The organism is Methylobacterium sp. CCH7-A2, from assembly GCF_001557075.1.
GTDB lineage: Bacteria > Pseudomonadota > Alphaproteobacteria > Rhizobiales > Beijerinckiaceae > Allobosea > Allobosea massiliensis.
Genome location: NZ_LSKN01000308.1, coordinates 96,228 through 117,416, shown reverse-complemented (window position 1 = coordinate 117,416; position 21,189 = coordinate 96,228). Strand labels below are relative to the sequence as shown.

Sequence of the window (21,189 nt, the reverse complement as noted above, 5' to 3'; positions counted from 1 at the left end):
TCCGCGAATCAGCCGCGAGGCCAGTCGCCCAGCACGGCCTGGACGAGCGCGAGAGCGGCCACGGCGGCCGTGTCGGCGCGCAGGATGCGCGGACCGAGCGAGATCGCGAGCGTCCGGGGCCGCGCCATGATGAGGCGCCTCTCCGCTTCGTCGAAGCCACCCTCGGGGCCGATCAGCACGGCGAGCGGGCCCGGCTTCGCCTGCGCGAGAGCGGCGACAGGGCTCTCCTGCGCCAGCGCCTCGTCGCAGAAGACGAGCAGCCGGTCCGGTTCGAGCGCGGCGAGCGCCACTTCCAGCCCCTGTTCGGCGCGGATCTCGGGAAGGCTCAGGATGCCGCACTGCTCCGCCGCCTCGACGGCATTCGCGCGCATCCGGTCGAGATTCAGCCGCGAGACCTGGGTGCGGCGGGTGAGCACGGGCTGGATGACGCCGGCGCCCATCTCCACGGCCTTCTGCGCGATGTAGTCGAGCCGGGCATGTTTGAGAGGGGCGAAGAGGTACTGCAGATCGGGCGCGGCCGGCTGCGGCGTCGTCTGCCGCAGCACTGTAAGGCTCGCCTGCTTGCGCCCCTCCACCGCGATCGCGGCCAGCCATTCGCCGTCGCGGCCGTTGAAGACGAGCACGGTTTCGTCCTGCTTCATCCGCAGAACCGAGATCAGATAGTTCGCCTGCTCGCGCGCGAGCGGAAGTCGATAACCTTCGGCCAGAGCCGGCTCGACGAACAGCCGGTAGCGCGCGAAATCGGGGGTGGTCATGGCTCGAGCGCTGTCCTCTCGGCGGCGGATCGCACCCTTCGCGACCGTCGCAGGCCGGTCATCCACGCCAAAACCGCCACAATCCACCGCTAACGGCAGGTCAAGCCGGCAGCCGGCAGCTCCGGCGCGCAAAGGTTCTTGGCGCTAACACGACGTTGCTGTTAAGGAAACCGCGAGGGGCCGGAGTGCCCCCGCAGGATGTGGAGCGGAAACGAGATGCGGCGCAGTTTGGCTTCCGGAGTGATCGCGACGATGGGCCTCGCGGCGGCCGCGCTGCTCGACGCCGCCCCGGCCCGCGCCCAGGCCTCCGGCTGCGAGAAGATCCAGGCGCTGCTGCAGGAGCGGCAGTCGCTCGTCGCCTCGCTCAACGCCGCCCAGAAATCCAAGCGCAAGCTGACGCCACAGCAGGCCTGCAGCACGATGACCAAGCTGGTCAGCAACGGCGCGACCACCGTCAAGTTCGCGACCGACAACCAGGACTGGTGCCAGATACCGCCCTCCTTCATCGAGGGCATGAAGGCCGACAACCAGAAGGCCGCCGGCATCCGCACCCAGGCCTGCAATGCGGTGAAGCAGCAGGCCGAGATGATGCGTCGCGCGCAGCAGCAGGCGCAGGGCGGCGGCAACCCGTTCGGCGGCGGCGACGCCATCACCGGCGGCGGCATGCGCATTCCCCAGGGCGCTCTCTAAGCCCGGCGCCCGGCCATGGCGGGCCCCGGACCCTCGGCCCCGGTGCCCGACGCTCCGCTTCCCGACGCGCTGCGCGGACATTGGGTCGATACCAGGGCGCCGCGCCGGCTGCGGCCCTTCCTCAAGCTCGCGCGCATCGAGCGGCCAATCGGCTGGCAGCTCCTTCTCCTGCCCTGCTGGTGGTCGGCGGGGCTGGCGGCGATCGCCTCCGGCGCGCCTTTTCCGAACCTCTGGCACTGCCTGCTCTTCCTGATCGGCGCGGTGGTGATGCGCGGCGCGGGCTGCACCTTCAACGACATCGTCGACCGCAAGCTCGACGCACAGGTGGCGCGCACGCGCGGACGGCCCCTCCCCTCGGGTCAGGTCACGGCCAGGGCCGCGGCGCTGTTCATGGTGGCGCTGTCCTTCGTCGGGCTCGCGGTTCTGCTGCAGTTCAACCGCTTCACCATCGTCGCCGGCATCGCCTCGCTCGCGATCGTCGCGATCTACCCCTTCATGAAGCGGATCACGAACATGCCGCAGTTCGTGCTGGGGCTGGCCTTCTCCTGGGGCGGGCTGCTCGGCTGGAGCGCGGTGTTCGGGCGGCTCGATGCGCCGGCCGTCCTGATCTATGCGGCAGCGGTCGCCTGGACGGTCGGCTACGACACGATCTACGCGATGCAGGATCTGGAAGACGACGTCATCGCCGGCATCAAGTCGAGCGCGCGCTATTTCGGCGATCACGGGCGCGAGGCGATCGCGCTGTGCTTCGCGATCACGGTGGTGCTGGCGGGACTCGCGGCCTGGATGGCGGGCGGCGGAGCGCTGGCTTTCGCCGGGCTTGCGGCCTTTGCGGGCCATCTCGCCTGGCAGGTTTCACGGCTCAAGGGGGCGAGCGCGAAGGTCGCGCTCTCCCTCTTCCGCTCGAACTGGCATGCCGGATTGCTGCTGGCGGCAGGCTTCGCGCTGGATGCGCTCGGCCGCTCCCTTTTCTGATCTCAGTCGGTCAGACGCTCACCGGCGACGACGACTGGGCGCTCCGCGAGCTTGCCCGTCTTGCGCCGCACCAGGAAGCGCGGACGGCGTCCGTTCAGGAAGGCATAGCGCCGCCTGACCCGGATCGGGCCGAGCGCGAGCCGGCCGATCTGCGGAAAGGGCTGCGAAATCTCGCCGTCGCTGGTCTCGAGCAGCAGCGGCATGCCGCTGGACCGACCGCAGTCGCGCCAGAGCGCCACCGCCTCGTCGCCATCGACGGTCGCGATCGTGATCGAGCGGCCGTCACCCGCCGTCAGCGCGAGCTGGAAGAGCTGATCCTCGCCTGCCGGATTGGCCAGGCGCAGCGAAACGCCACGCCAGCCGGCGGAACCCCGCAGGATCCGGACGGAGCCGATGCGCTCGATGCGCGGCGTATCCGGCTGGGCCGCAGCGGCCTCGCGGGGGGTGATCGTCGGGTCGGTCGTACCGCCGGGGCCATTCGGTGCGAAACCGAACTCCCCGGCGGCCGGCGTGACTCTGGCCATGGGTTTGACGCCTCTCTGTAATCCCTGCCGCATCGGAGCCCTCTGTGTGGTGCGGGGCTCTCGTGCTTGCCGGGAGAGATTGCGTCTCAGCTCTCTCCGAGCGCTTAAGCGGTTGGGTTAAGGGAGCGTGTCGGGGCCGTTCCAGGGCCTTCCATGGCGTGTTTCCTGCATGATGATTGACGGAATCTTTCGTCTCCGGGGCGCATTTTCGCCTTGAAGCAGGCCTTTGCCCTCCGTAGGGAACGCCCATGAGCACGCCTCCGCTACCCATCGCACCGGATCTCCTGAAGGCCGTGCGCGAAAGCTGCCTGGAAGCCGGTGCCATCGCCACCGACCTGTTCCGACCCGGAGCGAAGACGGCCGCACGGACTTGGTCCAAGAGCGGCGGCTCGCCCGTTACGGAAGCGGATATCGGGGTCGACACCTTCCTGCGCATCCGTCTCTCGGCGTTGCTGCCCGAGGCCGCCTGGCTCTCGGAGGAAACGGTGGACGATGCGCTGCGGCTGTCGCGCCGCTTCGTCTGGGTGGTCGATCCGATCGACGGCACGCGCGCCTATATGAGCGGCCTGCCGGACTGGGCGGTCTGCGTCGCGCTGCTCGACGAGGGCGAGCCGATCCTCGGTGTCGTCCATGCCCCGGCGAGCCACGCCACCTACACGACCCTGCGCGGCGGCGGTGCGCAGAAGAACGGCGGCGCCATCAGCACGACTCCCGTGTCCCGCCTCGGCGAGGCGCGCATCGCGGGCCCCAAGCCGATGCTCGACGCGCTGGCGCGGATCGAGCCCTTCGAGCCGGTCGACAAGATTCCCTCGCTGGCGCTGAGGCTGGCGCGCATCGCCGACGGCTCGATCGACGCCGGCCTGATCTCGGCGGACGCTCGCGACTGGGACCTCGCCGCCGCTGACCTGATCCTGCGCGAGTCGGGCGGGACGATGAGCGGCGGGGCCGGCGAGGCGGTGGTCTACAACCGGGCGACGCCGGTGCATGGCGTGCTCGTCGCCAGCGGCAACGGACTGTCCGCGCCGCTGCTCGCGGCGATGCAGCGGCTGCGCGAGACCCAATCGCAGCGTCTTTGACCTCGCTTCAGGCCGTCTACCGTCACGGATGCGCACTGGCGGACCATGCGGCACTCGCGCCGCGGGCCCGGATGGCTTAACAGGTGGCGCGCTGCACCTGCGGCGATTGCGGTGCACCATGCTGGAGGGATCGATGGCGGCCGAGCCGGAACAGAAACAGCTACTCCACCTCGTCTTCGGCGGGGAGCTCAGCTCCCTCGAAGGCGTGACCTTCAAGGACCTGTCGAAGCTCGACGTGGTTGGCGTCTTCCCGAACTACGCCACCGCCCACACCGCCTGGAAGGCGAAGGCGCAGGCCACGGTCGACCAGGCGCAGACGCGCTATTTCATCGTGCATCTGCACCGCCTGCTCGATCCCGACACCTGAAGGGCTCGACAGCGGCTTCATGGGCTTCTCGATTCTCAAGACGCGCGTGGCGCAGGAGGCGCTCGGCCGAATGCTGGCCGGGTATCTGCGCCTTGTGCAGCGCACCAACCGCTTCGTCGTCGAGCCGGCGGACGTCTATGAGCGTGTGCGCCCGGAGCTGCCGCTGATCATCGCGATGTGGCACGGCCAGCACATCATGATCCCGTTCTCGCGGCCGGACTGGATGCCGGCCTGCTCGCTGGTCTCGCGGCATGGCGATGGCGGCTTCAATGCCGTGGCGCTGCGCCAGCTCGGCATCGGCGCGATCCGCGGCTCGGGCGCGCTCGGCAAGAAGATCCGCGAGAAGGGCGGCGCCAGCGCCTTCCTCGCCATGCTGAAGCGGCTCAAGGCCGGCGAGACGATGGTGCTCACCGCCGACGTCCCGAAGCGCGCCCGCATCGTCGGGCCGGGCATCATCCAGCTCGCGCGGGCCTCCGGGCGGCCGCTGCACCCGATCGCGGTGGTGACGAGCCGGCGCATCGACTTCAACAGCTGGGACCGGGCCTCGATCGGCCTGCCCTTCGGACGCGGCGCCATCGTCGTCGGCGAGGCGATCCATGTCGCGCGCGAGGCGGACGAGGCCGCCTGCGAGGCGGCGCGTCTGGCGCTGGAAGCCGGTCTCGACGCCGTCCATGCCCGCGCCTATGCGTTGGTCGGCGCGCAGGACCCGGGCGCCGGGCTGAGGCAGGCGCGGCTCGCCGCCGAAGGCGCAGCGCCAGGGGCAGCGGCATGAGCGGCAAGGGCGCGATCCTCACCGGCTACCGGCTGCTGACCGGCCTGCTGGAGCCTGCTGCGGCGGGACTGCTGGTCTGGCGCCGCCGCCGCGGCAAGGAAGACCCGACGCGCCTCGCCGAGCGGCGCGGCTATCCGGGCGTGCGCCGTCCGGACCGGCCGCTGGTCTGGTTGCACGGTGCCAGCGTCGGCGAGACGGTGACGCTGCTGCCCCTCGTCGCCCGCTTGCAGAAGCGCGGCCTGACCGTGCTCGTCACCTCCGGCACGGTGACCTCGGCCAAGCTGCTGGCGGCGAGGCTGCCGGCCGGCGTGATCCACCAATATCTCCCGCTCGACGTGCCGCGCTACATGCGCCGCTTCCTCGACTACTGGCAGCCCTCGCTCGGGCTGATCTGCGAGTCCGAGATCTGGCCCAACCTGCTGATCGAGGCGCGCAAGCGCGAGGTGCCGCTCGTGCTCGTCAACGCCCGGATGTCGGAGCGCTCCTTCGCGCGCTGGTACAAGGCGCCGCAGACCTCGCGCTTCCTGCTGTCCTGCTTCGAATCCTGCCTCGCCCAGTCGCAAGGGGACGCCGAGCGGCTGGCGCAGCTCGGCGCACCACGCGTCAGCGTCGCCGGCAACCTGAAGTTCGACGTGCCCGCCCCGCCGGCCGATGCCGACACGCTGGCCATCCTCGACGGGCTGACGACGGGACGCCCGATCTGGGTGGCGGCGAGCACGCATCCCGGCGAGGAGGAGCAGGTCATCGCCGCCCATCTCGGGATGAAGCCCTATCTGCCTAACCTGCTGACGATCATCGCGCCGCGCCATCCGCAGCGGGGCGTCGAGATCGAGGCGCTGGCGGAGGCCAACGGCATCGCCCTTGCGCGCCGGGCCGCGGGCCAACTGCCGGAGCGCTGGGCGGAACTCTATATCGCCGACACGGTCAACGAGCTCGGCCTGTTCTACCGCCTCTCGCAGGTGGCCTATCTCGGCGGCTCGCTGGTGCCGATGATCGGCGGGCACAACCCGATCGAGCCCGCCAAGCTCGGCTGCGCGCTGCTGCATGGGCCGTTCGTCCACAACAACGCCGAGATCTTCGCCGCTTTCGACCAGGGCGGCGGGGCGCGCGAAGTCGCCGACGCTCAGGCGCTGGCGGGAGCCGTGCATCGCTGGCTGAGCGATCCCGCCAGCGCGCGCCAGGCGGCGCGGGCGGCCGCACAGACGAGCGGCGAACTGGGCGGCGCGCTCGGCCGCACGATCCAGGCGCTGGAACCGCTGCTGATGCGGATCGCACTCGGCCAGCGCGACGGCGCGGCCTGATGCGGGCGCCCGCCTTCTGGTGGCGCCGTCCGGGCCTGCTCGCCGGGCTGCTCGCCCCCTTGGGCTGGCTCTATGGCGCGATCACGCTGCGACGGATGCGGCAACCCGGCACTGATTGCGGCATCCCGGTGATCTGCGTCGGCAATTTCGTCGCCGGCGGGGCCGGCAAGACGCCGACCGCGATTGCGATCGCCGGGCTGCTGGCCCAGCGCGGCGAGACGCCCTTCGTGCTGATGCGCGGCTATGGCGGCAGCCTGCCCGGCCCGGTCGAGGTCCATCCCGAGCATCATGCCGCCCGTGCCGTGGGCGATGAGCCGCTGCTGATGGCGCGCCATGCCCGCACCGTGATCGCGCGCGACCGCGTCGCCGGGGCGAGCCTGGCGCGGGCGTTCGGCGCGAGCGTGATCGTGATGGATGACGGGCTGCAGAACCCGGCGCTGACCAAGCGGCTGAGGCTCGCGGTGATCGATGGCGCCTCGGGCGTCGGCAACGGCCTGTGCCTGCCGGCCGGCCCGCTGCGCGCGCCGCTGGCGGAGCAACTCGGCGAGGTCGATGCCGTGCTCGTCATCGGTGCGGGCGAACCGGGCGCGGCAGTGGCGGCGGCCGCCGCGGCGCGGGGCGTCCCGGTCCTGCGCGCGCGGCTTGACCCGGACCCGGCCGCGGTCGCGCGGCTCGCGGGCCAGGCGGTGCTGGCGGTCTCGGGGATTGGGCGACCGGCGAAGTTCGCGGCGACGCTGCGCGAGGCGGGGGCGCGGATCGTGGCGGAGCGCGCCTTCGGCGATCATCACGCCTACAGCCCCGCCGATGTCGAGAGGCTGGTGGCGGAGGCCGCGCTCTATGACAGCCTCGTCGCTACCACCGAGAAGGACTTGGTGAAGCTCGCGCCGATCTGGCCGGATGCAGAGCGCGGCCGGTTGCTGCCCGTGCCGGTCAAGCTCGCCTTCGATGCGCCGGAGCCGATCGCGGCGCTGCTTGCGGGCGCGACCGGCTCAGGGGCGGGCGCCGCGCCTTAGCCGCAGCTGCACGGCCTCCGGCGAGGCATAGGCCTCCTGCCAGTCGACGGACCAGTAGCGCAGCTCCTCCAGACGGATCGGAACGCCCGTCACGGCGCAGCGCACGAAAGCGCCCGGACGCACGACGCGAAACTCGCCATGGCCGTAATCGAGGGCCGCTTCGGACCCCGGCACCGGGGGGCGATCGCTGATGTTCATGACGATATATCTAAACCGTTGATCCGCGGAGGCAATGTCGGGATAATCCCTCCCCGTGATAGCGCCGCGCCCGACGAAGTCCAGCCTCGTGATTGCCTGCGTCGCGCGCCTCGCCGCGGCGATAGCGGGACTGTCGCTGCTGGCCGGGGCCGCGCTGGCCGGCGGCTACGAGCGTGTGCGCCTGCCGAGCTATGACGGCGATCTCGACGCCGTGCTCTACCGCCCCAAGGGGCCGGGGCCGTTTCCGGCCGTCGTCGCGCTGCATGGCTGCGGCGGGCTGTTCCGCGAGAACGGCAAGCTCTCGCTGCGTCATTCCGACTGGGGCGAACGCCTCGCCGCCGAGGGCTATCTGGTTCTGATGCCGGACAGCTATGGCTCCCGGCGGCTGGGCTCGCAGTGCGGCATCAAGGAAATGACGGTGCGCGCCAGCCGCGAACGGGTGGCGGACGCCGCCGCCGCGCGCCATTGGCTGCAGATGCGCGGCGACGTTCGCCCGGACCGGATCGCCCTGCTCGGCTGGTCCGGCGGCGGCTCGACGGTTCTCGCCGCGGCCCGCAAGGACCGCCGCCCGGCCGACGAACAGCCGGATTTCGCGCGCGCCATCGCGTTCTACCCGGGCTGCCGGGTGCAATCCGAATCCGCGAGCTTCGCAGCGCGCCTGCCCCTGCTGATGCTGATCGGCGATGCGGACGACTGGACCCCGCCCGGCCCCTGCGACTATCTCGCCAAGGCCGCGAAGGCCCGCGGCGAGAAGGTCGAGATCGTGATCTATGCCGGCGCGCTGCATGATTTCGACCACCCGCGTCTCGAGGTGAAGGAGCGCAGCGACATCGCCTTCTCCGCCACCGGAACCGGCAAGGCCACGGTCGGCACCAATCCGGAAGCGCGCGAGGATGCGATCAAGCGGGTTCGGGCGTTCCTGAGCGGTCTCTGATTCAGCCGATCAGAACAGATCGCCCTGCCCCGTCTTCGGCCCCTCGCGCCGGGCGGGACGCGCCGGACGGGCCGGCCCCTCCCCGCCACCGGCCACGACCACGCCGAAGCGTCCGCCCGCGACCTGCACGCCCAAGGCCTGGCCCGCGCGCAGCTGCCCCGGGTCGCGGATGACGGCCCCCGCTTCGTCGCGCACCAGCGCATAGCCGCGCGCCAGCACCGCCTCGGGACCGAGCGAGGCGAGCAGCGAAACAGAAGACCGCAAGCGCTCGCGGCGACGCATCAAGCTCTGCGCGAACGCGCGCTGCAGCCGCGCTTCCAGTGCCGGAAGCCGCTCGCCACGCAGGATGACGCCCCGCGCCAGCGCCCTTGCCCCGCGTTGCTCGAGCTCCTGAAGTCGCCGCCGGGCATCCGCGATGCGCCGGCTCTCGGCCGAGAGCGCCGTGTTGCGGGCCTGCGCCAGCACGCGCCCATAGCCGTCGAGCTTTGCCCGCAAGGCCGCCAGCCTCGCCATCGGAGACTGCCGCGCGAGGCGCTGGGCGGCGAGGCCGAGCTTCTGTTCGTGGACGCGGGCGTTCCGCGCCAGCGCCGGCGCCAGCCGTGCCGCCGCGAGATCGAGCCGCTGGCGCGGGCCCGACAGCACCGCCTCGGGGCCGGGCAAGGCGCGGGCGAGCGCACGCAGATCACTGCGGCGGCGGTCGGAGAGGCGACGCATGGCGCCGGCCTGGCGACGCGCGAGATCGGCGACGAGGCTCATCAGCTCGGCGCGCACCGGCACGACCTTCTCGGCCGCGCCGGTCGGGGTGGGAGCGCGCAGATCGGCGGCGTGGTCGATCAGGGTGATGTCGGTCTCGTGGCCGACGGCGGAGACGAGCGGGATCAGCGAGGCGGCCGCCGCGCGCACCACGATCTCCTCGTTGAAGCCCATCAAATCTTCGAGCGAGCCGCCGCCGCGCGCGACGATGATGACGTCCGGCCGCGGAATGCGCCCGCCCTCGGGCAAGGCGTTGAAACCGGCGATGGCGGCGGCGACCTCCGCGGCGCTGGTCTCGCCCTGCACCCGCACCGGCCAGACCAGCACATGGCGGGGAAAACGATCCTCCAGCCGGTGCAGGATGTCGCGGATGACGGCGCCGGTGGGCGAGGTGACGACGCCGATGACGCGCGGCAGATAGGGGATGAGCTGCTTGCGCTCCTGGGCGAACAGCCCTTCGGCGGCCAGCTTGCGGCGGCGCTCCTCGAGCAGCGCCATCAGCGCGCCGATGCCGGCGGGCTCAAGCGAATCGATGATGATCTGGTAGCTCGACTTGCCGGCGAAGGTGGTGATCTTGCCGGTGGCGATGACCTCCAGACCTTCCTGCGGCCGTGTCTTCAGCCGGCCGAAGACGCCCTTCCAGATCACCGCGTCGATCTTGGCGTTGGCGTCCTTCAGCGAGAAATAGACATGGCCCGAACCGACCGGGCCGCGATAGCCGGAGATCTCGCCGCGCACGCGCACGAAGCCGAAGGCATCTTCCAGGGTGCGCTTGAGCGCACCGGAGAGGTCCGAGACCGACCATTCGGGCGTATTGCCGACGGGCTTGGGCGATTCGCTGTCCATGGCGCGACCATAACGGCGTGACGGCGGCTGCAGAAGCGTTGCCGTCCGGGCGCGCGGCGGCTATTGGCCAGCCGACCCTTTGGCCCACCCAGCCCTGCGGATTGAGACGACGATGAAGATTCTTCTGATCGGATCGGGCGGCCGCGAGCATGCTCTGGCCTGGGCGATCTCGGCCTCGCCGCTCTGCGACCGGCTCTTCATCGCGCCCGGCAACCCCGGCACCGCGCAATGCGGCGAGAATGTCGTCCTCGATATCGCCGACCATGCGGCAGTCGCCTCCTTCTGCAAGCTGCAGGGCGTTTCCTTCGTCGTCGTCGGTCCCGAGGGGCCGCTGGTCGCCGGCCTCGCCGACGATCTCGCGGCCGCCGGCCTCAAGGTCTTCGGCCCCTCGAAGGCGGCTGCCCAGCTCGAAGGCTCCAAGGCCTTCACCAAGGAGCTCTGCGCGGAGTTCGGGATTCCCACCGCCGGCTTCGGCCGCTTCGCGGACGCGGCGTCCGCCAAGGCCTATGTCGCGGCGAAGGGCGCACCTATCGTGATCAAGGCCGATGGCCTCGCCGCCGGCAAGGGCGTGGTGATGGCGGAGACGCTCGAAGAGGCGAACGAGGCCATCGACATGATGTTCGGTGGCGGGCTGGGCGCAGCCGGAGCCGAGGTCGTGATCGAGGAATGGATGATCGGCGAGGAGGCGAGCTTCTTCGCGCTCTGCGACGGGACGAACGCCCTGCCGCTCGCCTCAGCGCAGGACCACAAGCGCGTCGGCGATGGCGACACCGGCCCCAACACTGGTGGGATGGGCGCCTATTCGCCGGCGCCGGTGATGACGCCCGCGATGGAAGCGCGGGTGATGAAGGAGATCATCGCGCCGACTCTCGCCGGCATGGCGCAGCGCGGGACGCCGTTCAAGGGCGTGCTCTTCGCCGGGCTGATGATCACAGCGCAGGGCCCCAAGCTGATCGAGTACAATGTCCGCTTCGGCGATCCCGAATGCGAGGTGCTGATGCCGCGGCTGAGGAGCGACATCGTGCCGGCACTGCTGGCCGCCTGCGACGGCGTGCTCGACCAGATCACCCTGCGCTGGTCGGACGAGGCCGCGCTGACGGTTGTTCTGGCGGCGCGCGGCTATCCGGCCCAGCCGGAGACCGGGAGCGTGATCAGGAACATCGACAAGGCCGCGGCGCTCGACGACGTGCTCGTCTTCCATGCCGGCACGAAACAGGAGGCAACGGGTGCGCTGCTGGCGGCGGGCGGGCGCGTGCTCAATGTCGTGGCGCTGGGCAAGACGGTGAGCGAGGCGCAGGCGCGGGCCTATCGCGGCGTCGATGCGATCGACTGGCCCGATGGATTCTGCCGCCGCGACATCGGCTGGCAGGCGGTCAAGCGCGAGCGCGAAGGCTGACAGAGGCAGGCGCCTAGCGTATATATCGTTGCCGCGTTCGATATATACGGAAGGGCGCCATGGCAATTCTGATCAAGGATGCCCACACGGACCGCGTCGTTCGGGAGTTGGCAGCGCGGACCGGTCGTACGATCAAGGAGGCGGTGCGCCTTGCCGCGGAACGCGAACTGGCCGAGCTCCCGAGCGACAAAGGGCGCATCGATCCCGTGAAGCTCGCGGAAACGCTTGCGCGGCTTCGTTCTTATCCGGTGACAGACGAGCGATCGGCCGACGAGATCCTCGGCTATGATGACAACGGACTGCCGAGGTGATCGTCGCCGACAGTTCGGCGATTGTCGCGATTGCCTTCGGCGAGCCAGAGGCTGCCCTTTTCCAAAGGCTGCTGACCGAAGCGTCCGACTGTGTCTGCTCTGCCGTCACCTTCACTGAATGCGTGATGGTCCTGATCGGCAAACGGGCCGCGACGCCCTTGCGCGAAGTGGAGGCCCTGTTCGGCGACCTCAAAGTTCGGCCTGCCGCCCTCGATCCAGAGCAAGGCCGCCTTGCGGCCGAAGCTTTCATCCGCTTCGGCAAGGGCCGCCACTGGGCCGGCCTCAATCTCGGCGACTGCTTTTCCTACGCTCTTGCCAAATCCCTGCAGGCCCCTCTGCTCTACAAGGGTGAGGATTTCGCCAGAACCGACATTGCATCTGCGCTGACGGCAGGAGCCCGACCATGAGCAATATCGACAGCCTCTTTCCCGGCTTCACCGGGCGCTGGATCAACGGGCCCGTGGGCAAGATCTTCGCCCGCGTCGGCGGCGAGGGGCCGCCGGTCGTGCTGATCCACGGCTTTCCGCAGACCCATGCCGAATGGCACCCGATCGCCGCCGAGCTGGCCAGGACCCACACCGTGGTCTGCCCGGATCTGCGCGGCTATGGCTGGTCGATGGCGCCGCATGGCGATGGCGGGCGCGAGACCTACACCAAGCGCGCCATGGGCGAGGACATCGTCGCGGTGATGCAGGCGCTGGGGCATCTGCGCTTCGCGGTCGTCGGCCATGACCGCGGCGCGCGGGTCGCCTACCGTCTGGCGCTGGACCATCCCGGCCGCGTCGAGAGGCTGGCGCTGCTCGATATCCTGCCGACGATCTCGATGTGGGAGGGCATGAATGCCGGCCGAGCCCTGCAGGTCTATCACTGGACCTTCATGGCACAGCCCGAACCGGTGCCGGAAAACCTGATCAAGGGCGATCCGCTCGGCTGGCTCGACCACACCATCGCGAGCTGGACGCGGGCCAAGTCGCTCGACCTGTTCGATCCGCTGGCGATGCAGGCCTATGGCGAGTCCTTCAGCGACCCCGCCCGGATCCATGCCGCCTGTGAGGATTACCGCGCCGGGGCGACCACCGATGTCGAGCATGACCGGGTCGATCTCGCCGCCGGCAACCGCATCCTCTGCCCGACGCTAGTGCTGTGGGGCGAGGCCGGCATCCCGGCCAAGGGCGCCAGCCCGCTCGAGATCTGGCGCGAGACCTTTGCGCCCCAGGCAGACGGACAGGCGATCGCGAGCGGGCATTTCCTGCCCGAGGAAAACCCGAAGGCGACGCTGGCGGCGCTCGCACCCTTCCTGTCGCAACCCATTGCCTGAGGCGACGCGAAGGGCCAGATCCGGCTGATGCCACGCAGCGAGCACCGCCCTCCCGATGCCACGCCGCAGGACGCCATCGCGGTCCGACGGCAGCAGCCCGGCCAGCCCGAACTCGTCCTCGTGCTCGGCGCCGGCGGGGCGCGCGGACTCAGCCATATCGTCGTGCTGGAGGCGCTCGACGAACTCGGCATCCGGCCGGCCCTGATCGCCGGCTGCTCGATGGGTGCGATCGTCGGCGCGGCCTATGCGGCCGGACTTTCGGGCCGCGATCTGCGCGAGCACGTCACCGCCTCCTTCAGGGACCGGGCCAAGGTGATCGCGCGGCTGCTCGACGCCCGCATCGGCAAGTTCACCGATCTCATGCGCGGGCTCGGCAACCCGGTGCTGATCGATGGCGAGCGGATGCTCGACCTGTTCTGGCCCGAAGCCGTGCCGGACCGCTTCGAGGATCTCGCCATCCCGTTCTTGGCGACGGCGACCGATTACCATCTTCATGCCGAGGTCGCGCTCGGCCGCGGCCCGCTGACGCCGGCCGTGGCGGCCTCGCTGGCGATCCCCGGACTGATCCGGCCGGTGGTGATCGAGGGGCGCGTGCTGATCGACGGCGGCGCGATCAATCCCCTGCCCTATAACCGGCTGATGGCGCCGGGCCGGATCGTCATGGCGGTCGACACCAGTGCGCCGGCCACCATCAGCGAGACCCGGGTTCCGAGCCCACTGGAGGCCATACTCGGCGTCAGCCAGATTCTGACGCGGACGATCGTGCAGCGCATGATCGAGCGCCAACCGCCGGACATCCTGATCCGCGCCGGCGCGGATGGCATCGGCGGGCTGGACTTCTTCAAGGCGAAGGCGATCCTGGACGCGTCCGCCGCGGTGAAGGACGAGGTCAAACGGCGGCTGACGCAAGCGCTGGAACAGGCGAGCTGAGAGCCTCCGGCGCGTCGCAGACGAAGCCGGGGAGCGCTGCGGCCAGTGCCGCCCGCCCGGATGCGGTGAGCGTCACCGCGCGGCTGTCCTTGCGGCGAAGGACCCAAGCCTTTTCGAAGCAGCGGCAGGCCAGGGCGGCGGCGAGATGGCCCGCGAGATGCGGCCTGCGCTCGCTCCAGTCGAGACAGGGGCGCAGAAGCGCGCGGCGCGGCGGCCTGTCCGGCAGGGCGATCCCGAGCGCGGCGAAGACGCCCTCGCCCGACGCCGTCAGGCCGTAGCCACCCTCCGCGACCGCAAGATGCCCGCCCGCCACAAGTGCGTCGTGGATATCCGTACCGAGCCGTCCGGCGAAATGGTCGTAGCAGGTCCGCGCCTGGCTGAGGTCGGCACCGACGCGCTGCGGCAGCTTGCGAGCGGCGGGCCCGGCGGCCGCGAGCACCATCAGCCCTTCCAGCGCCTGCGCGACCTCGGCACCGGCCAGGCGGTAGTAGCGGTGGCGGCCCTGCGCCGCGACGGCCAGAAGGCCACCTCGCAGCAACTGCGCCAGATGGCCACTGGCGGTCTGCGGGGCGACGCCGGCGAGGAAGGCGAGTTCCTTGGCGGTCAGCGCGCGGCCGTCCATCAGCGCGTGCAGGATGTTCGCACGAGCGGGATCGCCCATGAGGCTGGCGATCTCCGCGAGGTAGGGGCCGCTGGCGTTCATGACGCGAGGATGCGCCGTCCCGCCGCCAGCGCAAGAGGCGATGCTACGGCCCCGGCCGTTGCGTCCTGCAGAGACAGCGGGCCGCGGCAATGCGACAACACGGCATGCTTCAGCCTCTCAGCACCGATCCCACTCTCCTGCTGTTCATTGCCGCGACCTTTCTGCTCGCCGGCTTCGTGAAGGGTGTCATAGGCCTCGGTCTGCCGACCATTGCCGTCGGCGTGCTCGGCGTCGTCATGGCGCCGGCACAGGCCGCGGCGCTGCTCGCCGTGCCCAACCTCGTCACCAATGGCTGGCAGCTCGCGACGGGGCCGGGCCTCCGGCGCATCCTCTCGCGGCTCTGGCCGATGCTGGCGGGGATCGTGGCAGGAACCTGGCTGGGCGCGGGGCTGATCGAGCAGCAGAAGAACGGCTCCGCGACCTTCTGGCTCGGCCTCGCTCTGGTGCTCTACGGGCTCGTGGGGCTCAAGGCCGCGAAGCTGCGCGTTCCTGCCGGCGCCGAAGGCTGGCTGGGGCCGCTCGTCGGCCTGGCGACCGGTGTGGCGACGGCGGCGACGGGAGTCTTCGTGCTGCCGGCCGTGCCCTATCTGCAGGCGCTGGGCCTCGACAAGGACGAGCTCGTCCAGGCGCTCGGCCTGTCCTTCCTGGTTTCGACGCTGGCGCTCTCGGTCGGACTGCTCGAGGCCGGCGTCCTCGATGCCCGCGTCGCGCTGCAGTCCGGGCTCGCTCTCCTGCCCGCACTCGCCGGCATGGCCGCTGGCGCGGCGCTGCGCGCCCGCATCTCGGCCGCGAGCTTCAGGCTCTGCTTCTTCGCCGGGCTGCTGGCGCTCGGCGGCTATCTCGTGCTGCGCGCGACCGGCTGACGCCGGTCGCGCCGGGCCTCAGCGGCCGCGGGTGTTGTAGGCGAAGCGGCGATTGCTGCGCTTGATGCCGTACCAGGCCAGTTGCCGGTCGCCGACATCGACATGGACGAGCCCGTTCGAATAGGAGCCGACGCCACCGACAGCGTCCAGCGTCTTCGCCACCGCCGCGGCCTTGCGCGGCGTCGTCGCCAACGGGCGGAAATCGATGGCCTTGCCTTTGTAATGCTGGGAGTTGCGGGCGTGGCGCCCGCCGCAGGTCGAGGTGATCTGGATCGGACCGATCTTCTCGACGAGCTCGCGGATCATGGCGACGGTTTCGGCCTTGAGGCAGCGCAGCCCCTTGACCTGGGGCTGGAATGACACCTGCTCGATCGCGGAGTCGGCGCGCGCAAGAACAGGCACCGAGACCGTGAAGATCACGGCCATGACAATACAACGCATTACTAACCTGACGTGATGGGGAGAGAGGAAGGCTCAAGCCACCATCGCATGGTCTGGCTGAGCGGTTCGGGCGCTTCACTAGAGCGATCACGCGGCCAAAACAAGGCAGATCATCTGACATGATCTGAAACTGTAGCCTTCCCGTGGTCGGCACGATTCGAGATGATGGCTGAAACGCTCCGGAATCGACGCGGATTATCAATGGTTACAAACGCATTTATCAGCCTGCGCCGGTTTCGGCCGCTGGCCGACGGATTTCGGCCGACGATAAGAAGACCTCGCCCGGAGGATTCGCGGCATCGCATTGACGCAGCGCTAACCGCAGGGGCTCTCGGCGAGAGCAAGGGCTGTTCACGCGTGCTACCGTTCGACCGTCCGATCCTGCGGGGAAGACGGAGGATGACCGACGAGACGCGCAACTATCTCCTCTCCGAGATAGAGACGCTGCAGGCCACGGTGTTCAAGGCCGGGGCGCTGAACGCCAAGACGCTCGGCATGGCGGCCGAGAAGCACATCGAGAACGTGCTGCCGCTGGTGGCGCTGTCGCCGCCCCTGGAGGAGGCGACCTACCTTGCCGTAGCCCAGATCGCCCAATTCGCGCGGCTGCTCTATGGCCAGGCGCCGGTCGCCGAGATCGAGCAGGCGCGGCGCAGCACATTGGTCGCGGTCGATGCGCTGGCGGCGCTGCTGCTGGCCTCGCTGCAGGATCAGCCAGCGCAGATGCAGATGGCCGAGCCCGCCGCCGAAGCGCTTCCCCTCGCCGGCTGAGCCAGGCGCTCCTAGCGTCGATCGCTGAAGAAGTCGCGCAGCAGAGCCGCCGCCTCGCTCTCGCGCAGGCCGCCATAGATTTCGGGCGCATGATGGCAGGTCGGGCTGGCATAGAGCCGGACCCCGTTCTCGACCGCCCCGCCCTTGGGATCGCCCGCGCCGAAATAGAGCCGGCGGATGCGGGCGAAGGAGATCGCCGCCGCGCACATCGGGCAGGGCTCGAGCGTGACATGGAGATCGCAGCCGATCAGGCGCTCCGAGCCCAGCGCCTCGCAGGCCAGCCGCAGCGCTAGCATCTCGGCATGGGCCGTCGGATCCCTCAGTTCCAGCGTGCGGTTGCCGGCGCGGGCGAGCACCACACCGTCCCGGCTGACGACCGCTCCGACCGGCACCTCGCCACGCGCGGCAGCGGCGCGCGCCTCGTCGAAGGCGATGGCCATCGGATCGGTCGCGGGCATGGACAGCGGCGCGGGCTGCTGCAGGGCCATCTCACCTCCGTTTTTGACGCTCGCGGCGCCGGGAACGCTCTGCTACAAGCGCCGGCTACACAGCCAATTTCGAGCCTGTCCAGCGTGCGAAGCGGATCTCCGCCCGCGAGACGACCGGCTCAGGAGCCATCATGAGCGACGACAACAATCAGAAAAGCCGGGGCCCGCGCAAGGGTGGAACCGGCGGACGCGGCGGCGGGTCCGGCGGCGGCCGCGATGGCGGCGGCTTCGGCGGCAGGGGTCCACGCAGCGGAGCGGCCGGCGGCGAGCGCAAGCCGTTCCGCGGCCGCAGCGAGGGCGGCGACCGTCCGGCTCGCGCAGAGGGCGCAGCACGCCCGTTCCGGGCCCGCCCTGATGGAGAGCGCAGTGCGAGCCGTCCGCCGCGCGAGGGCTTTGCACCCCGCGGCGAGCGCCCTGCTTCCGGGGGCAAGCGCTTCGACAAACCCCGCTCCGACAATCCTCGCCTCGACCGGCCCCGCTCCGACGGCCCGGCGCGTCCGCGGCGCGCCCGCGAGGAGGCTCCGGCGCCCGAGGCCAAGCTGCTGCCCTCGCTGATCCCCGAGCCGGAGCGTATCGCGAAGGTGATGGCGCGCGCCGGCGTCGCCTCGCGCCGCGACAGCGAGGCGATCATCCTCGAAGGCCGCGTAAGCGTGAACGGTCGCGTGATCGACAGCCCGGCGCTGGATATCGGCCCCGACGATGTCGTGCTGATCGACGGCGAGCCGCTGCCGGCGCGCGAGCGCACGCGGATGTGGCTCTACCACAAGCCGCGCGGGCTGGTGACGACCAACCATGATCCCGAAGGCCGGCCGACGGTGTTCGACGCGCTGCCGGAGGATCTGCCGCGCGTGCTCTCTGTGGGGCGGCTCGACATCAATACCGAGGGCCTGCTGCTGCTGACCAATGACGGCGGCCTGGCGCGCATGCTGGAACTGCCCGAGACGGGCTGGCTGCGGCGCTACCGCGTGCGCGCCTTCGGCTCGGTGACACAGGACAGGCTCGACACGCTGCGCGACGGCGTGACCATCGACGGCGTATCCTATGGCCCCGTAGTGGCGCGTTTCGAGCGCCAGCAGGGCTCCAACACCTGGCTGACGGTCGATCTGCGCGAGGGCAAGAACCGCGAGGTCAAGACGGTGCTCGAGCATCTCGGCCTCGACGTGAACCGGCTGATCCGGGTCTCGTTCGGGCCTTTCCAGCTCGCCGACCTGCCCGAGGGCGAGGTCGATGAGATCCGGTCGCGCGTGCTGAAGGACCAGCTCGGCGAGGAGCTGATGGCCAAGGCGGGCGTCGATTTCGAGGCGCCGCGCCGCGACGAGGCACCGGCGGCCCCGCCGAGACCTCCGCTGAGCAAGGCTGCGCCGAGTGGCGACGATCGCCCACGGCGCCGGCGCGAGAGTGGCGAGGCGGAGGGCAAGCCCGAACGCTGGCAGAGCGACGCGGTGCGCACGCCCTCGCGCGACGACCGCAGCGACAAGCCGTGGAAGCGCACCGTCTGGCGTGACGAAGAGGCGCAGCCCCAGCGCGAGCGCAAGGCTCCGCCGCGCCGCGGCGCCGACCCGAAGGCCGAGCGCCAGACGCGCGAGGCTAGCGGCGAGGTGGTGCGTCGCCGCGACAAGGCGATCGCCGATCCCAAGGGCCGGCGCGTGCTGGTCGAGCGCGTTGCCTCCGCACGCGAGGACGCCCCGGCGCGTGAGGCCATCAACCCGAAGCGCAGGCCCGATCGCCTGCCGCGCAGCGAGCGCGGGGCGGCAGGCCGCGAGGGGCGCGCCTCCCGCGCGCCCGAGCGGGCGAGCGGCGGCGAGCGTCCCGCCCGCCGACCGCGCAGCGAAGGCGGCGAGCGCGAGCGCCTGCAGGAGCGGCCCGAGCGCGCGCCCCGCGGCGACCGGCTCGATCGGGCTCCGCGCGAGGGCGGCGAGCGTCCGCCGCGTCGTTTCGACGACGCTCCGGGCGGCGCCAAGCGCAGCTATGCGGCACGCTCCAGCGAAGGGCCGGCGGGCCGCAGCGGCGAGCGCAGCGGGGGCAAGTCCTTCGGGGCCAAGCCCGGCGGCGGCCGGCCCTTCGGCGGCAAGCCGGGCGGCGGTGGACGTCCGGGTGGCGGCCGCCCCGGCGGCGGGTCCAAGGGTCCACGCTCCGGCGGCAAGCGGGACTGACGGCTAGCCGATGCGGATCGTCGGCGGACGTTTGCGCGGACGGGCGCTGGCCGGCCCCAAGCCGGGGATCGGGACCATCCGCCCGACCTCGGACCGCCTGCGCGAATCCCTCTTCAACGTGCTCGCCCATGCCTATGACGACCCGCTCGACGGCGCGCGCGTGCTCGACCTCTTCGCGGGCACCGGCGCGCTCGGCTTCGAGGCGCTGTCGCGCGGCGCCGCTTTCGCGCTGCTGGTCGACGACGGCACCGAGGCGCGCAGCCTGATCCGCGAGAACCAGATGGCGCTGGGGCTCGCCGGCCACAGCCGCGTCTTCCGGCGCGACGCGAGCAAGCTCGGCCCGATCAGCGCCATGGACCCCTTCGCGGTCGTGTTCTGCGACCCGCCCTACCGCAAGGGACTCGGCGAGACAGCGCTCGCCTCGGCCCGCGACGGCGGCTGGCTGGCCCCCGGCGCGCTGGTGATCCTGGAGGAGGCCGGCGACGCCGAGATCGCCCTGCCGGACGGGTTCGAATTGCTGGAACGGCGGGAGTACGGTGAAACGCAGGTGCTGATCCTGCAGGCGAGCCAGCCGTGACGGTTCGCCCGATGCCCATCGCGCATCGGGCCGCAGCCGAAATCGCATGACGCCGCGCGCCGCGACCCACGCATAGTCGCGCGATGTCGCACCCGTCTGGCCGTTCGCTGCTGCTCGTCCCGCTGCTGGGCCTGCTCTGGGGCTTCAACTGGCCGGCGGTGCGGATCGCGCTGACCGAGATCGCGCCCTGGACGCTGCGGGCGAGCGGCATGACCTTCGCCGGCTTGTTCCTCGTCGCGGTCGCTCTCGTGCGCGGCCTGACGCTGGCGGTGCCGCAGGCGCAATGGCTTCGATTGGCGGTCGCCGGGTTGTTGTCGATCGCGGCCTTCAACATCCTGCTCGCCTTCGCTCAGCTCGTCGCGCCGACCTCGCGCGCGGCGATCCTGACCTTCACCATGCCGATCTGGGCGACGCTGCTCGCCCGCTTCGTCCTGGCCGAGCCGATCGACCGGCGGCGGCTGGTCGGGCTCGGGCTCGGCATGGCGGGGCTGGCCTGCCTCGGCCTGCCGCTGATCGCCGGCGGCGGCCTCTCCTTCGGCCTGCTGCTGGCGCTGATCGCGAGCGTGAGCTGGGCGCTGGGCACCATCGTCAGCAAGCGCTGGCCGGTGAGCGCGCCGGCGCTGACCATCGCCGCCTGGCAGCTCCTCATCGGCGGCGCAGCCGGGGGGCTCGGCATGCTCGTCTTCGAGGGCGTGCCGGTGCCCAAGATGCTGGAGGCGCGGACGGTGGCGGCGCTCGCCTTCCACATCCTCGGCGCGCAGGCGCTGGCCTATGTGCTCTGGTTCACGGTCATCGCCAGGCTGCCGGCCGGCATCGCGAGCCTGGGCACGCTGATGGTGCCGGCGGTGGGCGTGCTCGGCTCGGTGCTGCTGCTCGGCGAGCGCCCGACGCCGAGCGACTGGCTCGGCCTCGCGCTGGTGATCGCGGCGTCCGGCTCGATCCTGATCCCGGGACGGGCGAAGGCGGGGGGCGTCGCCGAAGCCGGCTGAGCCGCGGAGCCGCCGTCTGCCGCGGGGATAAGCAGCCCATCTTATCCC

The 21,189-nt window shown here is 70.9% G+C and carries 25 protein-coding genes; 18 read left to right on the top strand and 7 right to left on the bottom strand.

Features of this window, described 5'->3' with window-relative positions; translation table 11 throughout:
* Positions 1 to 8 precede the first annotated feature (8 nt).
* Complete coding sequence (locus AX750_RS24215; RefSeq protein ID WP_066721045.1) at positions 9 to 755, bottom strand: 16S rRNA (uracil(1498)-N(3))-methyltransferase; 747 nt, start codon at positions 753 to 755, stop codon at positions 9 to 11.
* A 216-nt stretch (positions 756 to 971) separates the two neighbouring features.
* Between AX750_RS24215 and AX750_RS24210 the strand changes: the two genes are divergently transcribed.
* Positions 972 to 1,445 carry a hypothetical protein gene (locus tag AX750_RS24210; RefSeq protein ID WP_082733114.1) on the top strand — a complete coding sequence of 158 codons (474 nt, stop codon included), beginning with the start codon at positions 972 to 974 and terminating at the stop codon, positions 1,443 to 1,445.
* 15 nt (positions 1,446 to 1,460) lie between these two features.
* Positions 1,461 to 2,420, top strand: a complete 960-nt coding sequence (gene ubiA, locus AX750_RS24205; protein WP_066721041.1) for a 4-hydroxybenzoate octaprenyltransferase — start codon at positions 1,461 to 1,463, stop codon at positions 2,418 to 2,420.
* A 2-nt stretch (positions 2,421 to 2,422) separates the two neighbouring features.
* On the opposite strand, the gene AX750_RS24200 is transcribed toward ubiA, so the two are convergent.
* A complete protein-coding gene (locus tag AX750_RS24200; protein WP_066721038.1) occupies positions 2,423 to 2,944 on the bottom strand; it encodes a DUF6101 family protein in 522 nt (173 codons plus the stop codon).
* A 248-nt stretch (positions 2,945 to 3,192) separates the two neighbouring features.
* On the opposite strand from AX750_RS24200, the gene AX750_RS24195 reads away from it, so the two are divergent.
* From AX750_RS24195 to lpxK, 5 genes are all read left to right on the top strand, one after another.
* Complete coding sequence (locus tag AX750_RS24195; RefSeq protein WP_066721035.1) at positions 3,193 to 4,020, top strand: 3'(2'),5'-bisphosphate nucleotidase CysQ; 828 nt, start codon at positions 3,193 to 3,195, stop codon at positions 4,018 to 4,020.
* Between the two features lie 133 nt (positions 4,021 to 4,153).
* Positions 4,154 to 4,387 (top strand): DUF4170 domain-containing protein, encoded by a 234-nt coding sequence (locus AX750_RS24190; protein WP_066721032.1) that lies wholly within the window; start codon positions 4,154 to 4,156, stop codon positions 4,385 to 4,387.
* Between the two features lie 19 nt (positions 4,388 to 4,406).
* Complete coding sequence (locus AX750_RS24185; RefSeq protein WP_066721030.1) at positions 4,407 to 5,159, top strand: DUF374 domain-containing protein; 753 nt, start codon at positions 4,407 to 4,409, stop codon at positions 5,157 to 5,159.
* The gene (locus AX750_RS24180) at positions 5,156 to 6,460 is read left to right on the top strand and encodes a 3-deoxy-D-manno-octulosonic acid transferase (protein WP_066721029.1); all 1,305 of its coding nucleotides are present in this window, start codon (positions 5,156 to 5,158) and stop codon (positions 6,458 to 6,460) included. Before AX750_RS24185 ends, AX750_RS24180 begins: the two co-directional genes overlap by 4 nt.
* Positions 6,460 to 7,473: a tetraacyldisaccharide 4'-kinase gene (lpxK, locus tag AX750_RS24175; protein WP_066721027.1), complete on the top strand. Its 1,014-nt coding sequence runs from the start codon at positions 6,460 to 6,462 to the stop codon at positions 7,471 to 7,473. The genes AX750_RS24180 and lpxK overlap by 1 nt, the downstream gene beginning before the upstream one ends.
* On the opposite strand, the gene AX750_RS24170 is transcribed toward lpxK, so the two are convergent.
* The gene (locus AX750_RS24170; protein WP_066721024.1) at positions 7,450 to 7,671 is read right to left on the bottom strand and encodes a DUF2093 domain-containing protein; all 222 of its coding nucleotides are present in this window, start codon (positions 7,669 to 7,671) and stop codon (positions 7,450 to 7,452) included. The genes lpxK and AX750_RS24170 overlap by 24 nt on opposite strands.
* Before the next feature lie 55 nt (positions 7,672 to 7,726).
* On the opposite strand from AX750_RS24170, the gene AX750_RS24165 reads away from it, so the two are divergent.
* Positions 7,727 to 8,605 carry a dienelactone hydrolase family protein gene (locus AX750_RS24165; protein WP_245282510.1) on the top strand — a complete coding sequence of 293 codons (879 nt, stop codon included), beginning with the start codon at positions 7,727 to 7,729 and terminating at the stop codon, positions 8,603 to 8,605.
* A gap of 9 nt (positions 8,606 to 8,614) precedes the next feature.
* Here AX750_RS24165 and xseA read toward each other — a convergent pair whose 3' ends face one another.
* Positions 8,615 to 10,204 carry an exodeoxyribonuclease VII large subunit gene (gene xseA / locus AX750_RS24160; RefSeq protein ID WP_066721021.1) on the bottom strand — a complete coding sequence of 530 codons (1,590 nt, stop codon included), beginning with the start codon at positions 10,202 to 10,204 and terminating at the stop codon, positions 8,615 to 8,617.
* 112 nt (positions 10,205 to 10,316) lie between these two features.
* On the opposite strand from xseA, the gene purD reads away from it, so the two are divergent.
* The 5 genes from purD to AX750_RS24135 are packed head-to-tail and all read left to right on the top strand — an operon-like array spanning position 10,317 to position 14,159.
* Positions 10,317 to 11,600, top strand: coding sequence for a phosphoribosylamine--glycine ligase (gene purD / locus AX750_RS24155; RefSeq protein WP_066721019.1), 1,284 nt, complete (start codon positions 10,317 to 10,319; stop codon positions 11,598 to 11,600).
* Between the two features lie 59 nt (positions 11,601 to 11,659).
* The gene (locus tag AX750_RS24150; protein ID WP_066721016.1) at positions 11,660 to 11,911 is read left to right on the top strand and encodes a type II toxin-antitoxin system VapB family antitoxin; all 252 of its coding nucleotides are present in this window, start codon (positions 11,660 to 11,662) and stop codon (positions 11,909 to 11,911) included.
* On the top strand, positions 11,908 to 12,318 hold the full coding sequence (locus tag AX750_RS24145) for a type II toxin-antitoxin system VapC family toxin (RefSeq protein ID WP_066721014.1): 411 nt from the start codon (positions 11,908 to 11,910) through the stop codon (positions 12,316 to 12,318). The genes AX750_RS24150 and AX750_RS24145 overlap by 4 nt, the downstream gene beginning before the upstream one ends.
* Complete coding sequence (locus AX750_RS24140; protein ID WP_066721011.1) at positions 12,315 to 13,229, top strand: alpha/beta hydrolase; 915 nt, start codon at positions 12,315 to 12,317, stop codon at positions 13,227 to 13,229. The genes AX750_RS24145 and AX750_RS24140 overlap by 4 nt, the downstream gene beginning before the upstream one ends.
* A gap of 27 nt (positions 13,230 to 13,256) precedes the next feature.
* Complete coding sequence (locus tag AX750_RS24135) at positions 13,257 to 14,159, top strand: patatin-like phospholipase family protein (protein WP_082735042.1); 903 nt, start codon at positions 13,257 to 13,259, stop codon at positions 14,157 to 14,159.
* On the opposite strand, the gene AX750_RS24130 is transcribed toward AX750_RS24135, so the two are convergent.
* A complete protein-coding gene (locus AX750_RS24130) occupies positions 14,119 to 14,862 on the bottom strand; it encodes a helix-turn-helix transcriptional regulator (protein WP_082735041.1) in 744 nt (247 codons plus the stop codon). The genes AX750_RS24135 and AX750_RS24130 overlap by 41 nt on opposite strands.
* Before the next feature lie 104 nt (positions 14,863 to 14,966).
* Here AX750_RS24130 and AX750_RS24125 point away from each other — a divergent pair, with 104 nt between their 5' ends.
* Positions 14,967 to 15,725: a sulfite exporter TauE/SafE family protein gene (locus tag AX750_RS24125; protein ID WP_066721008.1), complete on the top strand. Its 759-nt coding sequence runs from the start codon at positions 14,967 to 14,969 to the stop codon at positions 15,723 to 15,725.
* An 18-nt stretch (positions 15,726 to 15,743) separates the two neighbouring features.
* On the opposite strand, the gene AX750_RS24120 is transcribed toward AX750_RS24125, so the two are convergent.
* A complete protein-coding gene (locus AX750_RS24120) occupies positions 15,744 to 16,151 on the bottom strand; it encodes a DUF882 domain-containing protein (RefSeq protein WP_066721006.1) in 408 nt (135 codons plus the stop codon).
* A gap of 414 nt (positions 16,152 to 16,565) precedes the next feature.
* On the opposite strand from AX750_RS24120, the gene AX750_RS24115 reads away from it, so the two are divergent.
* Positions 16,566 to 16,934: a hypothetical protein gene (locus AX750_RS24115; protein WP_066721004.1), complete on the top strand. Its 369-nt coding sequence runs from the start codon at positions 16,566 to 16,568 to the stop codon at positions 16,932 to 16,934.
* Positions 16,935 to 16,945: 11 nt separating this feature from the next.
* On the opposite strand, the gene AX750_RS24110 is transcribed toward AX750_RS24115, so the two are convergent.
* Positions 16,946 to 17,422 (bottom strand): nucleoside deaminase, encoded by a 477-nt coding sequence (locus AX750_RS24110; protein WP_245282509.1) that lies wholly within the window; start codon positions 17,420 to 17,422, stop codon positions 16,946 to 16,948.
* A gap of 131 nt (positions 17,423 to 17,553) precedes the next feature.
* On the opposite strand from AX750_RS24110, the gene AX750_RS24105 reads away from it, so the two are divergent.
* The 3 genes from AX750_RS24105 to AX750_RS24095 all read left to right on the top strand — a co-directional run bounded on the left by AX750_RS24105 (position 17,554) and on the right by AX750_RS24095 (position 21,141).
* Positions 17,554 to 19,575 carry a pseudouridine synthase gene (locus tag AX750_RS24105; RefSeq protein ID WP_156446539.1) on the top strand — a complete coding sequence of 674 codons (2,022 nt, stop codon included), beginning with the start codon at positions 17,554 to 17,556 and terminating at the stop codon, positions 19,573 to 19,575.
* A 10-nt stretch (positions 19,576 to 19,585) separates the two neighbouring features.
* The gene (gene rsmD / locus AX750_RS24100) at positions 19,586 to 20,152 is read left to right on the top strand and encodes a 16S rRNA (guanine(966)-N(2))-methyltransferase RsmD (protein ID WP_066721001.1); all 567 of its coding nucleotides are present in this window, start codon (positions 19,586 to 19,588) and stop codon (positions 20,150 to 20,152) included.
* Positions 20,153 to 20,235: 83 nt separating this feature from the next.
* The gene (locus tag AX750_RS24095; protein WP_066720998.1) at positions 20,236 to 21,141 is read left to right on the top strand and encodes a DMT family transporter; all 906 of its coding nucleotides are present in this window, start codon (positions 20,236 to 20,238) and stop codon (positions 21,139 to 21,141) included.
* The last annotated feature ends 48 nt before the right edge of the window (positions 21,142 to 21,189 follow it).

Coding starts and splice junctions, on each gene's coding strand:
- AX750_RS24215 (WP_066721045.1), bottom strand. CDS start 755: ATGACCACCCCCGATTTCGCGCGCTACCGGCTGTTCGTCGAGCCGGCT.
- AX750_RS24210 (WP_082733114.1), top strand. CDS start 972: ATGCGGCGCAGTTTGGCTTCCGGAGTGATCGCGACGATGGGCCTCGCG.
- ubiA (WP_066721041.1), top strand. CDS start 1,461: ATGGCGGGCCCCGGACCCTCGGCCCCGGTGCCCGACGCTCCGCTTCCC.
- AX750_RS24200 (WP_066721038.1), bottom strand. CDS start 2,944: ATGGCCAGAGTCACGCCGGCCGCCGGGGAGTTCGGTTTCGCACCGAAT.
- AX750_RS24195 (WP_066721035.1), top strand. CDS start 3,193: ATGAGCACGCCTCCGCTACCCATCGCACCGGATCTCCTGAAGGCCGTG.
- AX750_RS24190 (WP_066721032.1), top strand. CDS start 4,154: ATGGCGGCCGAGCCGGAACAGAAACAGCTACTCCACCTCGTCTTCGGC.
- AX750_RS24185 (WP_066721030.1), top strand. CDS start 4,407: ATGGGCTTCTCGATTCTCAAGACGCGCGTGGCGCAGGAGGCGCTCGGC.
- AX750_RS24180 (WP_066721029.1), top strand. CDS start 5,156: ATGAGCGGCAAGGGCGCGATCCTCACCGGCTACCGGCTGCTGACCGGC.
- lpxK (WP_066721027.1), top strand. CDS start 6,460: ATGCGGGCGCCCGCCTTCTGGTGGCGCCGTCCGGGCCTGCTCGCCGGG.
- AX750_RS24170 (WP_066721024.1), bottom strand. CDS start 7,671: ATGAACATCAGCGATCGCCCCCCGGTGCCGGGGTCCGAAGCGGCCCTC.
- xseA (WP_066721021.1), bottom strand. CDS start 10,204: ATGGACAGCGAATCGCCCAAGCCCGTCGGCAATACGCCCGAATGGTCG.
- purD (WP_066721019.1), top strand. CDS start 10,317: ATGAAGATTCTTCTGATCGGATCGGGCGGCCGCGAGCATGCTCTGGCC.
- AX750_RS24150 (WP_066721016.1), top strand. CDS start 11,660: ATGGCAATTCTGATCAAGGATGCCCACACGGACCGCGTCGTTCGGGAG.
- AX750_RS24140 (WP_066721011.1), top strand. CDS start 12,315: ATGAGCAATATCGACAGCCTCTTTCCCGGCTTCACCGGGCGCTGGATC.
- AX750_RS24135 (WP_082735042.1), top strand. CDS start 13,257: ATGCCACGCAGCGAGCACCGCCCTCCCGATGCCACGCCGCAGGACGCC.
- AX750_RS24130 (WP_082735041.1), bottom strand. CDS start 14,862: ATGAACGCCAGCGGCCCCTACCTCGCGGAGATCGCCAGCCTCATGGGC.
- AX750_RS24125 (WP_066721008.1), top strand. CDS start 14,967: ATGCTTCAGCCTCTCAGCACCGATCCCACTCTCCTGCTGTTCATTGCC.
- AX750_RS24120 (WP_066721006.1), bottom strand. CDS start 16,151: ATGGCCGTGATCTTCACGGTCTCGGTGCCTGTTCTTGCGCGCGCCGAC.
- AX750_RS24115 (WP_066721004.1), top strand. CDS start 16,566: ATGACCGACGAGACGCGCAACTATCTCCTCTCCGAGATAGAGACGCTG.
- AX750_RS24110 (WP_245282509.1), bottom strand. CDS start 17,422: ATGGCCCTGCAGCAGCCCGCGCCGCTGTCCATGCCCGCGACCGATCCG.
- AX750_RS24105 (WP_156446539.1), top strand. CDS start 17,554: ATGAGCGACGACAACAATCAGAAAAGCCGGGGCCCGCGCAAGGGTGGA.
- rsmD (WP_066721001.1), top strand. CDS start 19,586: ATGCGGATCGTCGGCGGACGTTTGCGCGGACGGGCGCTGGCCGGCCCC.
- AX750_RS24095 (WP_066720998.1), top strand. CDS start 20,236: ATGTCGCACCCGTCTGGCCGTTCGCTGCTGCTCGTCCCGCTGCTGGGC.